The organism is Candidatus Nitrospira salsa, assembly GCF_965152625.1.
This window is the reverse complement of record NZ_CBCUCO010000002.1, coordinates 1,521,107-1,533,509: the sequence shown is the minus strand read 5'-3', so window position 1 is coordinate 1,533,509 and position 12,403 is coordinate 1,521,107. Positions and strand designations below refer to the sequence as shown.

14 protein-coding genes are annotated in these 12,403 nt (G+C 49.1%); 8 read left to right on the top strand and 6 right to left on the bottom strand.

Going from position 1 to position 12,403, the window contains the following annotated elements; translation table 11 throughout:
- Positions 1-856 precede the first annotated feature (856 nt).
- The 3 genes from ACWQXP_RS08885 to ACWQXP_RS08875 are packed head-to-tail and all read right to left on the bottom strand — an operon-like array spanning position 857 to position 2,004.
- Positions 857-1,249, bottom strand: a complete 393-nt coding sequence (locus ACWQXP_RS08885; protein ID WP_454062465.1) for a YkvA family protein — start codon at positions 1,247-1,249, stop codon at positions 857-859.
- 33 nt (positions 1,250-1,282) lie between these two features.
- Complete coding sequence (locus tag ACWQXP_RS08880; RefSeq protein WP_454062464.1) at positions 1,283-1,609, bottom strand: YnfA family protein; 327 nt, start codon at positions 1,607-1,609, stop codon at positions 1,283-1,285.
- The gene (locus ACWQXP_RS08875; RefSeq protein ID WP_454062463.1) at positions 1,606-2,004 is read right to left on the bottom strand and encodes a MerR family transcriptional regulator; all 399 of its coding nucleotides are present in this window, start codon (positions 2,002-2,004) and stop codon (positions 1,606-1,608) included. The genes ACWQXP_RS08880 and ACWQXP_RS08875 overlap by 4 nt, the downstream gene beginning before the upstream one ends.
- 387 nt (positions 2,005-2,391) lie before the next feature.
- Here ACWQXP_RS08875 and merF point away from each other — a divergent pair, with 387 nt between their 5' ends.
- Genes merF through ACWQXP_RS08860 form a run of 3 tightly spaced genes read left to right on the top strand, consistent with a single transcriptional unit; the run spans position 2,392 to position 3,068 of the window.
- On the top strand, positions 2,392-2,646 hold the full coding sequence (merF, locus tag ACWQXP_RS08870; protein WP_454062462.1) for a mercury resistance system transport protein MerF: 255 nt from the start codon (positions 2,392-2,394) through the stop codon (positions 2,644-2,646).
- Positions 2,643-2,855 carry a GDCCVxC domain-containing (seleno)protein gene (locus ACWQXP_RS08865; RefSeq protein ID WP_454062461.1) on the top strand — a complete coding sequence of 71 codons (213 nt, stop codon included), beginning with the start codon at positions 2,643-2,645 and terminating at the stop codon, positions 2,853-2,855. Before merF ends, ACWQXP_RS08865 begins: the two co-directional genes overlap by 4 nt.
- A gap of 42 nt (positions 2,856-2,897) precedes the next feature.
- Positions 2,898-3,068 carry a hypothetical protein gene (locus ACWQXP_RS08860; RefSeq protein WP_454062460.1) on the top strand — a complete coding sequence of 57 codons (171 nt, stop codon included), beginning with the start codon at positions 2,898-2,900 and terminating at the stop codon, positions 3,066-3,068.
- Positions 3,069-3,313: 245 nt separating this feature from the next.
- On the opposite strand, the gene ACWQXP_RS08855 is transcribed toward ACWQXP_RS08860, so the two are convergent.
- Positions 3,314-3,610, bottom strand: coding sequence for a hypothetical protein (locus ACWQXP_RS08855; RefSeq protein ID WP_454062459.1), 297 nt, complete (start codon positions 3,608-3,610; stop codon positions 3,314-3,316).
- Between the two features lie 192 nt (positions 3,611-3,802).
- Here ACWQXP_RS08855 and ACWQXP_RS08850 point away from each other — a divergent pair, with 192 nt between their 5' ends.
- The 5 genes from ACWQXP_RS08850 (at position 3,803) to ACWQXP_RS08830 (ending at position 11,118) form a co-directional block, all read left to right on the top strand.
- The gene (locus ACWQXP_RS08850; protein WP_454062458.1) at positions 3,803-4,405 is read left to right on the top strand and encodes a cation transporter; all 603 of its coding nucleotides are present in this window, start codon (positions 3,803-3,805) and stop codon (positions 4,403-4,405) included.
- A gap of 54 nt (positions 4,406-4,459) precedes the next feature.
- Positions 4,460-4,819, top strand: coding sequence for a hypothetical protein (locus ACWQXP_RS08845; RefSeq protein ID WP_454062457.1), 360 nt, complete (start codon positions 4,460-4,462; stop codon positions 4,817-4,819).
- Positions 4,820-4,972: 153 nt separating this feature from the next.
- Positions 4,973-6,247 (top strand): TolC family protein, encoded by a 1,275-nt coding sequence (locus tag ACWQXP_RS08840; RefSeq protein ID WP_454062456.1) that lies wholly within the window; start codon positions 4,973-4,975, stop codon positions 6,245-6,247.
- Positions 6,248-6,260: 13 nt separating this feature from the next.
- Positions 6,261-7,940 carry a FixH family protein gene (locus ACWQXP_RS08835; protein WP_454062455.1) on the top strand — a complete coding sequence of 560 codons (1,680 nt, stop codon included), beginning with the start codon at positions 6,261-6,263 and terminating at the stop codon, positions 7,938-7,940.
- 10 nt (positions 7,941-7,950) lie between these two features.
- Complete coding sequence (locus ACWQXP_RS08830) at positions 7,951-11,118, top strand: efflux RND transporter permease subunit (RefSeq protein WP_454062454.1); 3,168 nt, start codon at positions 7,951-7,953, stop codon at positions 11,116-11,118.
- Positions 11,119-11,242: 124 nt separating this feature from the next.
- On the opposite strand, the gene ACWQXP_RS08825 is transcribed toward ACWQXP_RS08830, so the two are convergent.
- The gene (locus tag ACWQXP_RS08825; protein WP_454062453.1) at positions 11,243-11,785 is read right to left on the bottom strand and encodes a hypothetical protein; all 543 of its coding nucleotides are present in this window, start codon (positions 11,783-11,785) and stop codon (positions 11,243-11,245) included.
- 222 nt (positions 11,786-12,007) lie between these two features.
- Positions 12,008-12,307: a hypothetical protein gene (locus ACWQXP_RS08820; RefSeq protein WP_454062452.1), complete on the bottom strand. Its 300-nt coding sequence runs from the start codon at positions 12,305-12,307 to the stop codon at positions 12,008-12,010.
- Between the last annotated feature and the right edge of the window lie 96 nt (positions 12,308-12,403).

Below are 12,403 nucleotides of genomic sequence, written 5' to 3'. Positions count from 1 at the left end.
TGAAGCGTTTGCGACGCACAACCATATGAACTCAATCCAAACAATCCTATGAGAATTGTTGTCAGTCCGATCTTTATCATCCATTCTTTCATGCTCAACCTGTAGAAATTCTTGGACGTCTCGTGTATCACCAAACAATTTAAAAATAGACAAGAGGCAGAGATATCAGGTCGTCCAAACTGTAAATATTTCATAACATCCTCCGAATTGAAAGCTTGGCAGAGGGTTCCATTTTTCAAGACACCAAGGGCTCTGTTGTGAATAAAAGTCTAATGAAAGAGACAGAAGGAAGAGCTCAATTCCGAAGAGTCGAGAGGAGGATAAAGAGGGGAGGGTGAGTTAAGACAGGAATACGACTAGCCAGAGAAAAGTCATGAACAGAAGGAGAACTCCAGAGGTGATGCGCAACCCCCAGACCGATGGAGGGGAAGAGCGAGAATTGATCTTCTGCAGGAGAGGTTATGGAGGAGACAAGAGACTCAGAACACCCGGAACCATGACTTCCTTGAGTATCATGGGATGCCGATGAATGAGAATGCTCGCTTTCAGAGGCATAGACCATGTGGCAAAAGAAGAGGCCGCCATTGCACAGGAGAAAAGCAAAGAGGATAACCAGGGATTGAATGGTGGAAATTCGTGAAGGTATCGTAGAGGTCATTTCTATGTATATTACCGTTCGTATCCATTGTCAATTATTAGGAAGACCGCACACTTTTTCTTTCTTATTTCTCTAGCTTCTTTGTTGTCATGGTGGTCGTCCTAGTTAATGGCTTTCTTATTCTACAGAGTAAACAATCATCTATGAAAAATGTTTCCATAGCGCGACAAGAATAGTCAAAAATTATGACCTGTTTTGTCAGTAACTATTTTTTATGATAATTTTTGTGAACAACCACATTGTGAAGATAATGCCTGTCATCCATAGAATGATGATTGCCACCACCGCTCCCCAACTTTTTGGTAACGTCTCCATCTTGGTTGCAGCAAGCCGGTGCTCAGCCATGAGTTCCTGCGGTACTAAACGAATCACCAGCAAAATCCCAAACGGTATAAGTAGCAGATCATCAAGATAGCCGATCACTGGAATGAAGTCAGGGATCAAATCAATGGGGCTTAAGGCATAGGCTGCGACCAATACAGCCACAACTTTTGCATACCAAGGCACACGAGGATCGCGTGAGGCCAAATAAACGGCACACACATCACGTTTCACCACCATGGCCCATTGACGAACTTGATTCCACGACATAGAAAGCAAATGGGTCCTTGTTGTTTGAATCAGTTATATCGTTCGCGGGGCCCAAAGAATCATAGCGGCCCCCGCTAAGCAGAGTCCGGCTCCAAGCGCATCCCACCGGTCTGGGATAACACCTTCGACAGCCCAGAGCCACACCAGCGATGCCGCGATGTACACCCCTCCATACGCCGCATACGCCCGTCCGGCAAAAACGGCTTCAGACCGAGTTAATAACACTCCAAAGATGACAAGGCTCACGATCCCCACTGTACCCCACCAAGGCGACCGGCCCAACCGGAGCCATGCCCAGAAAGCAAAACAGCCACCGATTTCAGTGATTGCCGCTCCAATGTATACCGCAATGGTGTTCATTGGGGTTTCTCCTGAAACAGGGCCTCAATAATGGGACAATCAGGGACTACTCCTCCCTCACATTGAGATGAGATCGTGTTCAGTGTTTTTTGCAGTCTTCTTAAATCAGAGATTTTTTCCCTGACTTCTCCCAGGTGTTTCTCCATGATCGTTTTAACCTCCTGACAGGTATACCGTTTCCCGTCAACCAGTCGTAGCAAGGCACGAATCTCATTGAGCGAAAATCCCAGTTCGCGGCTTCGCCGGATAAATACCAACCGTTTGAGCTGGTCCCTGGTATAGAGGCGATGTCTTCCTTCCGTGCGTCGCGGTTTCGGTAAAAGACCAATGCGTTCATAATACCGAATCGTCTCAATGTTACAACCTGTCTGTTTCGAAAGGGTACCAATCAACATCACATTCCCTCCTCAAAAAAACTCTTGCATCTGTAGCTAATACAGGTTTTACCATGTACATGAGGCAAGCAGAAACATTCACATGCAAGAAAAGGAGGAATCCTTATGAGTATGAGACGTAACAGAGAGATTTTCAGTACGAGGGCGTCCGGTCTGTGAAGACACGATTGTTCTGGTCAACCGACTTGCGTATCCCGAATGCGAGGTTACCGTCCTAGACATGAAAAATTACGCTGTTTCAAGCTGCGCTATGCAGCTTAGCATTCGTGCGGTTCCTGCCGTGGTGGTGGATGGTCAAATGGCGGAGTGCTGCGTTGGCAGCGGACCCAGTGAGAATGCTTAAGAACGGCCAGAATAAGCAAGCGGTCCTAAGTGGAGAAACATTTCATGATGGACAAAAATCTCTCAAAAAGCAAGGCAGCAAATCGATGGATCACGACGGGAATCGTAGGAGCGATTACCTCTTTCATTTGTTGTATCACGCCCCTGGCCGTCATTCTTCTAGGCCTAGCTGGACTGGGGGCGTGGACAGGCTACCTTGACTATGTGGTTCTCCCATCTTTGGCGTTCTCTATTGGCCTCATTGGGTATGGTGTTTATTCACAACAATGCATTGCTAAAAAAAGAGGGAAGAGCGAATGAGAAGAATCAGGGAATTGATCTCAACCATACACTGCCCCGAGTGTGGGTTTCAAACAACTGAAACGATGTCACCGGATTCCTGCCGAATCTTGTACGAGTGCCAGGGATGCCAAGCGATCCTTCGGCCCAAGAACGAAGATTGTTGTGTGTTCTGTTCCTACGGGACCATGCCCTGTCCGCCAATTCAGCAGACGCGTAAATCAGACTGAACATTTTCTTACATGATCAGTCCTTTTTAGAGTAGGCAGCCGATGACAGTTAATGTGGCCAAAGCCGGTTTGTGTGGGATTCTTCTTCTCGAAGAGGCTTTGGCAACGGATGGATCGAGAACATACTACATTACGATGGAACAGCCAGCTCCTTACTATGCTTCCATGGTTGCCACCATTCCGGCTGGATTCTCTATCCAGTGGAATAATTAAACGGCCACCGTCCATAGCGCGACTCACGATGGATGTGTAACCAGAGAAGCGTGTGCCTTTGACTCAGATCCGGTACCTCCTGGCATGAGTTACACGCTTTCGTTTTTTCAACCTGGAACCTATCCCTATTATTGCCGGTTGCATCCCATTATGCGGGGAACCATCATTGTGATTTCACCAAATGGCGACGGTAGGATGTTCCGAAAAAAACCAACTAAAGGTTCCTAACACCTTTCCTTAAGGATTCATGATTCCGACATGTCAAAATAGGAAGAGAGTAGCGCAAAGCCGGCAATAAAACACGCTGCTGACCAGGGAACATCTTCACTCGCTTCATGCGCTTCCTTCATCATGTCTTCTGCTGCAGCTAAACTGAGAATCCCAGCCGTAAAAGCAAGTGTTGAGAATTTCCAAATGTCCGCTGCATCCTTGAGCAACCAAAATCCAATAGTGGCCGCGGCTACACAAGGAATCACCAATGAAGCTCCGAGCCATAATCGGCGACTTCGGGTAAATTTTTGACTTTTGAAATTTGCCGCCATGGCAAATCCTTGTTGCAGTTCGCATTTCCCTTCACGAAATCGAACGTGTTAGCTATGGAACTGCATGAAGATATCAAAGTTTGAAGACATGCGAAACCAATACAAACCCTGGTTTTGACCTGAATGAAAGATGGTAGGTCGTGGGTCCGTATGACCTGGTTGTGATAAGAACTTCATGATACGATGAATTTCATGGATGAATGCTGTTCCGTCAAAAAGGTCTCAGACCAGCAACGCCGCGTCTTTCGCATTGTCTTCTGGGTCAATGTCATCATGTTTTTCCTTGAGGCCGGGGCGGGGATTCTGTCACATTCGACCGCTCTTCTTGCTGATTCGGTCGATATGTTAGGGGATGCCATTGTGTACGGATTCAGCCTCTATGTCATTGGACGAGGGTCGGTTTGGCAAGTTCGTGCGGCCGTCTTAAAGGGCATGATCATGGCCCTATTTGGTCTCGGTGTCTTTGTGCAGGTGGTGATCAAGATTCTACAAGGATTAGTGCCGGTTGCCGAGGTGATGGGTGTGTTCGGGACACTTGCGCTTCTCGCCAATGTGTTTTGTCTGCTATTGCTTTGGCGACATCGGCAAGATGACATCAATATGCGGTCCTCTTGGGTCTGCTCTCGAAACGATGTGATTGGCAATGCCGGCGTGCTGCTCGCGGCTCTGGGTGTCAGTCTCACTGGCTCGGCATGGCCGGACATCGCGATGGGATTACTGGTGGCTGCGATATTTTGTCGGTCGGCAATCCTGGTGCTCCGTGAGGCCAGGCAAGAATTTCGGCTGTCATATTGATTTACTCTCAATGTTTCTTGCCTTAAAAATAGTTTTCCTATTAAGATGTCAGGTATGCGCTTACTCCTCAAATTGTTCACTCTATTTCTTGTCATTCTCTTTCTTTCGTTTAGCTTTAATGCCTATGCTTGTTTGATTCCGATTTACAGTGGCATGAAAGTCAGCGAGGGGAGTGATTGTTCCAAGCCGGGGGAAGAGCCTGCTTCTCAGTTCTGTAAAGGGTTTAAATCTCTGGCAGTCCAATCCGGACCAGATCTTTCTTCTTCAGGACTTTCTCATTTTGTTCTTCCCTCGAGCATTGCTCCCACATTTTTTGAACCAGTGACAATCAGTCCATTCCTCTCTGTACCTGAGCGAGGCGATCTCCTGCCCTCAAGGGATATCCTTGTCCAGATTTCCGTCTTTCGTATTTGATACCTTCCCTGCCTTTTCTTAATCCCAGTCAATTGTTGAATTAAGACAGCTCAAACCAATCTTTCTGTTGTCAGAACAGATTGACGAACCTGAGTTTCCCTCCCTCGTAGATTCCGTAAAGGGAAGGAGACTCGGTTCGGTTTGGAGAATCATATGAAACCAATATCAAGATTATGTGGGGCCTTGGTTGTCCTTAACATCCTCTGGGTAGGATCGCTTGATGTGGCTAGGGCAGACATGCCTGAACGACAAACCACGATTGTGGAATTACAACCACTGATTCAGGAGGCTCTTCAGAACAATCCCGAGGTGGCTGCAGTTCGGCAGCAGGTCTTGGCCATGAAGGAACGCGTTCCCCAAACGAGGGTGTTGGATGATCCAGAAGTGAAAATTCAGTTATGGAATACTCCAGAATCGTTGAATATCACCAAAACGGATACCACCATTTACGGATTAGCCCAGCGTTTTCCGGTACCAGGCCTGTTGTCTCTACAAGAAGACGTAGCCATTCATGAGGCGGCACAATCAGAACAACGATTGGCCGCTAAAGTTCTGGAAATCACTTCATCCGTTACGATGGCTTACTATGAGTTGTTTTATACCCATAAGGCGGTGGCCGTCCACCATGCACAAGTCAAGTTGTTGAGGGAATTTTTCAAAATTGCCAATGCCAAATTTAAAGTCGGCAAAGGTTCCCAAGTAGACGTTCTGAGAGCTCAAGTGGAACTCTCGAAACTCTTTCAACATTTGCCAATCTTAGAACAACGTCGAGAGACAGCCCAGGCTCATGTGAATACCCTCCTCGATCGAGCTCCTCTGGCTGTTCTCGGCATTCCACGCACTCCCGATATTCAGCCCTTAACGTATTCTCTTGAAACCCTCATGGAGGAAGCCCTTCTGGTGCGTCCGGAAATTCAAGAAGCTGATTTAGCCGTGGATCAATTTCAATCGGCCACCCAATTGGCGAAGTTACGGTACTATCCCCACCTTCGAGTCGAACTGCAACGCTGGCAAAATTTCCAGGCCGATAATGGATTCGGAGGAAATGTCATGCTCAATATTCCATTTTCCTTCTGGACCAAATCCAAGTACGACGCGGGGGTTCGTGAGGCGACCGCACAGGTGGCCGCAGCCCGGGCCAGAAAAAAAACCCTTGAGAACCTCACGCAATTTCAGATTAAGGATTTAGTGGCGCAAATTCAGGCGACGCAGCAAGTTATCACGCTTTTCTCCACCACGGTGTTGCCACAAGCAAAGCAAGCGCTTCAGGCTGCCTATGCCGGCTACCGAACAGATCGATCGGATTTTTTCGACTTAATCGATGCCGAGCGAGCATTGCTGAGCTATCAACTTGAATATTTTCGGGCACTCGCAAATCGGGAACAACAAATGGCGCAACTCGAGCAGGTGGTGGGTAAAGATCTTTAGCGAGAGGTAGAAGATGCGAAACATCACTTCACGACAACGCCACTGGCTGATAGTGGGGACCGTCATCGGGGCTTTGGTCATTGTCATCTTTGTGTTTCAAGAAACCATGTGGAATACCATCCAACCATTGATCGCCAAATTTACAGAACAAGACGATCAAACAGTACGCTCCAGTGGTAACAAGGGAAACATGAACAGGCCTTCTTCCCCAGAAATGGGAACGAACCAAGCCTATGCCATAGTGAAACCGGCACGCCAACAGCTGATTGGCGTGAAAACAGCCGTGGTTGACAGGCAGGCGCTCCAGACTGTTGTCCGAGCGGTTGGGCGAGTGGAGTATGACGAGCAGCGCATTACTCATGTCAATCTCCGGATGGCGGGATGGGTGGAGGATCTTTTTGTGGATTATACGGGACAATTCGTTAGGAAAGGTCAACCATTATTTACGCTGTATAGTCAGGAACTCGTGTCCACTCAAGAGGAATATCTCCTGGCATTACGCGCGAAAGAAGACATTCAACACAGCCCACTGTTGGAAGCTCGAGAACAGGGGGATCAATTAGTAGAGGCTGCTCGCGACCGGCTCCGGTTGTGGATGATTACCGATAAGCAAATTGAGGAATTGGCTCGCCGTGGCACACCCCAAACCTATATCACCATTTACTCCCCGGCAACGGGATTCATTGTGGACAAGAAAGTGTTTAAGGGCATGTATGTCAAACCTGAACTGACCGTGTACTCCATTGCCGATCTATCGACCATATGGGTGCTGGCGGACGTTTTTGAATATGAGGTGCCGTTTATTGAAGTAGGCCAATCGGGAACGCTGATCCTCGATGCCCATCCCGGAGAAACCTTTCATGGAAAGATTACATACATCTATCCCTATCTGAACCAGCAAGCTCGCACCGTAAAGGTTCGTCTCGTGTTTCAGAATCCCAATCTGCGACTGAAACCTGAGATGTATGGGACGGTCCGCATTCAGGTGACTCGTGGAAACGCCCTCGCTGTGTCGGAGGAAGCCGTCCTGGACTCCGGAACGAGGAAAGTGGTGTTTGTGGCTCGAGGAGAAGGCATGTTTGAGCCACGCGAGGTGACGCTGGGACCGAAAGTCGGAGCATATTATGAAGTGGTTGAAGGCCTTCAAAAAGATGAGCGGATTGTGACATCCGGCACATTTCTGCTCGATTCGGAAAGCACGCTCGCGGCGAGTACGAATATGATGGGGTCACTAGGTATGGGCGGGGTCAAAATGGAGCAGGCCCAAATGGGGCAGATGGACATGGGCGGCATGAAAAGGGGTGAAATGGGGCAGGGTAAGAATAGGTCACAAATGGAGACAACTGCCACAAAGAAAAAGACAGCCGGCGGACTCACGCTGGTCTTTTCCACGGATCCAACACCAGCACGCATGGGAGATAACCGAGTTCACGTCACAATAACCGACAACAATAACAAACCGGTCTCCGACGCCAAAGTCCAATTAACCTATACCATGCCAATGCCAGGGATGATTCCCGCCACTGTTCCCATGGCAGGTGGAGAGCCAGGAATGTATAAGGCGAAGGTGAATCTTGGAATGGCCGGACAATGGGATCTCACGATCGAGGTTCAACGTTCGGGGCAACCCGAGATCAAGGAACCCTTTTCTGTGATAGTAGGAGGAAAGATGTCCGGCATGTCGGGCATGTGAGTCATTTACCATGATTGAACGGATTATTGACTGGAGCGCTCGTAATGGATTCATGGTGGGGATCGTCACCCTGTTTCTGATGGGGTGGGGAATCTGGGCGGTCTATCACACGCCCCTGGATGCCCTGCCTGATCTTTCCGATGTGCAAGTGATCGTCTTGACGGAGTGGCCGGGCCGCAGCCCCGACCTGGTTGAAGACCAGATCACCTATCCCATTGTCACATCGATGTTGGGCGCCCCACGCATCAAATATGTTCGTGGACAATCCTTTCTGGGGTTGTCGTTTGTCTACATTGTGTTTCAAGACGGCACCGACATGTATTGGGCCAGAAGCCGGGTTGTGGAATATATGCAGGGACTTGCAGGAAAACTCCCGGAGGACGTTTCACCTGCTCTTGGCCCCGATGCTACGGGAGTGGGCTGGGTCTTTCAGTATGCTCTCGTGGATGACAGCGATACCCACAGTTTAGCCGATCTGCGATCATTCCAGGATTGGTATCTTCGCTATTGGCTGCAAAGTGTGCCGGGAGTGGCAGAAGTGGCGTCCATAGGAGGGTTTGTCAAGCAGTATCAAGTTCAAGTCGATCCCGTGAAATTGCAAGGATACGGTATCGGTCTGCCGGAGGTCATTCGGGCGATCCGCCGCAGCAATAATGAAGTGGGCGGCCGAGTAATTGAGGCAAATGAACGCGAGTATATGGTACGTGGTCGGGGGTATGTCCAATCGCTTGACGACCTTCGAAATGTTTCCCTTGGGACGGACGGCAAGGGCACACCCATAACGGTTCACGAAGTGGCAACGGTCACTCTCGGTCCTGATCTCAGGCGAGGCCTTCTGGAATTAAATGGACAAGGAGAAACGGTCGGGGGCATCGTGGTCATGCGTTATGGCGAAAATGCTCTGGAAGTCATTCAACGCGTCAAAGAAAAACTGAAGGAAATCGGTTCCTCTATTCCTGAGGGCATTCGGATCGTTCCCGTGTATGATCGATCCAGTCTGATCCTTCGCGCGATCGCCACCCTGGAAGAAAAATTGCTCGAAATCACCCTCGTCGTGAGCGTGATCAGCCTTGTGTTCTTGTTTCATCTGCGCTCAGCGCTGGTTCCCATCCTGATGCTGCCCGTGGCGATTCTCTTATCCTTTATTGCCATGTATTACATGGGCGTCACGTCAAACGTCATGTCTCTTGCAGGGATTGCGATCGCGATCGGTGCCATGGTGGATGCCGTCATCGTGATGGTGGAAAATGCTCACCGTCGATTAGAGGAATGGGAGCAACACGGCCGTTCCGGTTCGCGGGATGACGTCATTATTCAAGCTGCTCGGGAGGTTGGGAGGCCGCTCTTTTTTTCTTTGTTGATTATCACCGTCTCCTTTCTCCCTATTTTTACACTGGAAGCACAGGAAGGACGGTTGTTCAAGCCGCTGGCCTACACGAAATCGTTCGCGATGTTTTTTGCCGCCTTCGTGTCCATCGGCTTGGCCCCCTTATTCATGCGATGGTTCATTCGTGGACGGATTAAGCCGGAACGGCAGAATCCTCTCAACCGGGTTCTTGTATGGGCGTATACCCCGGTATTGAAAGGGGTGTTGCGCGTCCGATGGTTGGTGGTTGTCTTAGCCGTGATCGCGATGATTGCCGTCATTCCTCTCTACAACCGAATAGGCTCAGAATTCATGCCCCCGCTCAATGAAGGGACGATACTGTTTATGCCGACCAGCATTCCAGGAATGTCCATTCAGCAAGCCTCCAAAATTCTTCAAACCCAGGATCGGCTGTTGAAAGAATTCCCTGAAGTGGACCAGGTCATGGGGAAAATGGGCCGGGCCCGCACGGCGACTGATCCGGCTCCATTAAACATGGCTGAGACCATCGTTACCCTGAAACCTGAGGATGACTGGCGGTCCGGCATGACGTGGGACAAGCTCATTGCCGAAATGGATCAAAAAGTGAAATTCCCAGGTATGCCGAATATCTGGTGGATGCCGATTCAAACGAGGACGGAGATGCTCGCAACCGGCATTCGAACCAGTCTAGGCATTCGCATTCTAGGGCCGCAATTAGATGAACTGGAAAACATCGGCATGCAAATCGAAAGCCTGCTTCAACCATTGAAGGGCACTCGCAGTGCATATGCCGAACGAGTCACGGGAGGATATTACCTGGATATCGACGTCGACCGGGTGGCGGCATCTCGTTATGGTCTTACTGTTGGAGATGTGCAGGATGTGATCGAATCCGCAATCGGAGGGAAGAACATTGCCTGGACAGTCGAAGGCAGGGAACGCTATCCCATCAATGTGCGATATCCGCGTGATCTGCGACAGGATGTGGACGCGCTTAAACGCATCCTCGTGTCCGCGCCAAACGGTGAACATATTCCTCTGGCCCAATTGTCCCGCATTTCCACCTCCATGGGACCGCCATCTGTGCGGGATGAAAATGGTTCTTTGGCCAGCATCGTGTTTGTCGATGTTGCTGGCCAGGACCTCGGCACCTATGTCCAGAAGGCCAAGGAACTGGTTCAGCAGGAGGTGAAACTGCCTCCCGGTTACTCGCTTCAATGGGCGGGGCAATACGCCTATCTGGAACGGGCACAGGAACAACTCAAAATTGTGGTCCCGCTTACTCTCTTTTTGATATTTTTCCTACTCTACGTCAATTTTTGTTCGATCCCACACTGCCTTCTCGTTTTGCTGACTATTCCCTTCTCACTGGTGGGAGCAATCTGGTATGTGCATTTTTTGAATTATGATCTCAGTATTGCCGTGTGGATCGGGATGATTGCATTGGCTGGAGTCGCGGTGGAAACAGGAATCATTATGATCATCTTTCTGGATGAAGCTTGTGCCCGCCGCCAACAGAAAAACCAGCTCCACACTCTTCAGGATCTTCGGGAAGCGATCCTCGAAGGGGCCGTATTACGGGTCCGTCCGAAAATGATGACGGCCTCAGCTATCATGTTGGGTTTGCTCCCGATTATGTGGTCTCAGGGAACTGGGGCTGATGTGATGAAGCGCATCGCGGCCCCGATGATCGGGGGAATGGTCTCCTCCACGATTTTGACATTACTTGTTATTCCAGCACTTTTTCTGATTTGGAAAAGATGGAAGCTCAAGCTTCGGGAAGACACTTCAATGATAAAAGGCTCAGCCTTACGATCAGGTGACTCATAAAACTTCAAGACTGCCGGATGTCATATCTTGTCTTATGTTTCGTGAACAGAGCTCGGGACGTCAGTGCCAGAAAGTATCAACCCCCCTATGTTACGTGCGTGAATAAGACAGATGCCTACGGCCATTATGGTTTTGGCGATGTGGGATGGTTTTTGAGGAATTTATCCGCCAAGTCTGTATTTTGGTAAATGACGCTGAGGAGGACGACTCCAAATTTTCGTCTGCTTACCTGTAGGAGGACTTGGCCATTTTCGAAGGCGGAGGTGAGCTTAGAGGATTGTTCGTTTTGAAAGGATTCGATCTCACTGTTTTGTAAATCATAGGTGACTTGGTATTGATCCTGTAAGCGAATTTGGAGTTCTTCATACAACTCATTCGTAAATCTTCCCATGTCAATGGAAATTTTTGAGAGCTTTTGGGGTGCATGCGCGTTGGTGGTTTGTAATGAATAACCCGGCTGTAAGTAACGGTTTTTTCCAGCCAGTTCGTACAGGCATTCTGATGAAGTTGTGCAGTGCTCTAATGCCTGGACATCCTGTTCTGTCATGCCAAATTTGAGATCTCTAAATCCCTGAATGACTTCGGAATACGCGAGGCTTGGTAAAAAAATCAGGCCTATAAAAATCCATCTGATAATGGAATTGCGCGAAGGATGAGTTGCGAACATAATGATCTCCCCCTTTTATAGATGTATAACGACTGTAGGCATGCCTTTGGCGAATGATGTTGAATAGTGGTGATTTCTGAACAATCCCTGACCATATCAGAGTCTGCTCTTTGGAAGCGACAGGTCTTAGTCTGAGGAGGGAAAAGATGTGAGGCGTGAGAAAAGGAGGGACGGATCTAGCCGATAGAAGGCCTCACGTTTGCGTTGAATTTTCGAGGGAAATTAAATATCCCAGTGCAAATCGTTGAGCAGCCACCAGGGGCGCCGGTGATAGCCCTTTCCTTCCATGCAGGATTCAATCTTTGGTTGTAATTCGTCGTGGTTGAGTGCATGGTTTCCAGGCATTTCTCTGACTTCTTCGGCGCAAGTCAATTGTTCATATGGGGAAACTTCACGGCCATCCGGTTTCATCCAAGCTGATCTCGAACATCCGGTCAAAAGCAGGCCTAATATCAGGATGATGCCGATCCAGATGGTGCCAGTGAATCTTGATGTGTACACGAGAGTGCCGGAACCATTCATGGCAGTGTTCACTCCTTGACGTTTGACGCGGATCTCACCATACGCTACCTCTTGCCTGAGGTTCATTCAATGTTACACGTATGAAGGAATGCCCGA

Coding starts and splice junctions, on each gene's coding strand:
- ACWQXP_RS08885 (WP_454062465.1), bottom strand. CDS start 1,249: ATGTCGTGGAATCAAGTTCGTCAATGGGCCATGGTGGTGAAACGTGAT.
- ACWQXP_RS08880 (WP_454062464.1), bottom strand. CDS start 1,609: ATGAACACCATTGCGGTATACATTGGAGCGGCAATCACTGAAATCGGT.
- ACWQXP_RS08875 (WP_454062463.1), bottom strand. CDS start 2,004: ATGTTGATTGGTACCCTTTCGAAACAGACAGGTTGTAACATTGAGACG.
- merF (WP_454062462.1), top strand. CDS start 2,392: ATGATGGACAAAAATCTCTCAAAAAGCAAGGCAGCAAATCGATGGATC.
- ACWQXP_RS08865 (WP_454062461.1), top strand. CDS start 2,643: ATGAGAAGAATCAGGGAATTGATCTCAACCATACACTGCCCCGAGTGT.
- ACWQXP_RS08860 (WP_454062460.1), top strand. CDS start 2,898: ATGACAGTTAATGTGGCCAAAGCCGGTTTGTGTGGGATTCTTCTTCTC.
- ACWQXP_RS08855 (WP_454062459.1), bottom strand. CDS start 3,610: ATGGCGGCAAATTTCAAAAGTCAAAAATTTACCCGAAGTCGCCGATTA.
- ACWQXP_RS08850 (WP_454062458.1), top strand. CDS start 3,803: ATGGATGAATGCTGTTCCGTCAAAAAGGTCTCAGACCAGCAACGCCGC.
- ACWQXP_RS08845 (WP_454062457.1), top strand. CDS start 4,460: ATGCGCTTACTCCTCAAATTGTTCACTCTATTTCTTGTCATTCTCTTT.
- ACWQXP_RS08840 (WP_454062456.1), top strand. CDS start 4,973: ATGAAACCAATATCAAGATTATGTGGGGCCTTGGTTGTCCTTAACATC.
- ACWQXP_RS08835 (WP_454062455.1), top strand. CDS start 6,261: ATGCGAAACATCACTTCACGACAACGCCACTGGCTGATAGTGGGGACC.
- ACWQXP_RS08830 (WP_454062454.1), top strand. CDS start 7,951: ATGATTGAACGGATTATTGACTGGAGCGCTCGTAATGGATTCATGGTG.
- ACWQXP_RS08825 (WP_454062453.1), bottom strand. CDS start 11,785: ATGTTCGCAACTCATCCTTCGCGCAATTCCATTATCAGATGGATTTTT.
- ACWQXP_RS08820 (WP_454062452.1), bottom strand. CDS start 12,307: ATGAATGGTTCCGGCACTCTCGTGTACACATCAAGATTCACTGGCACC.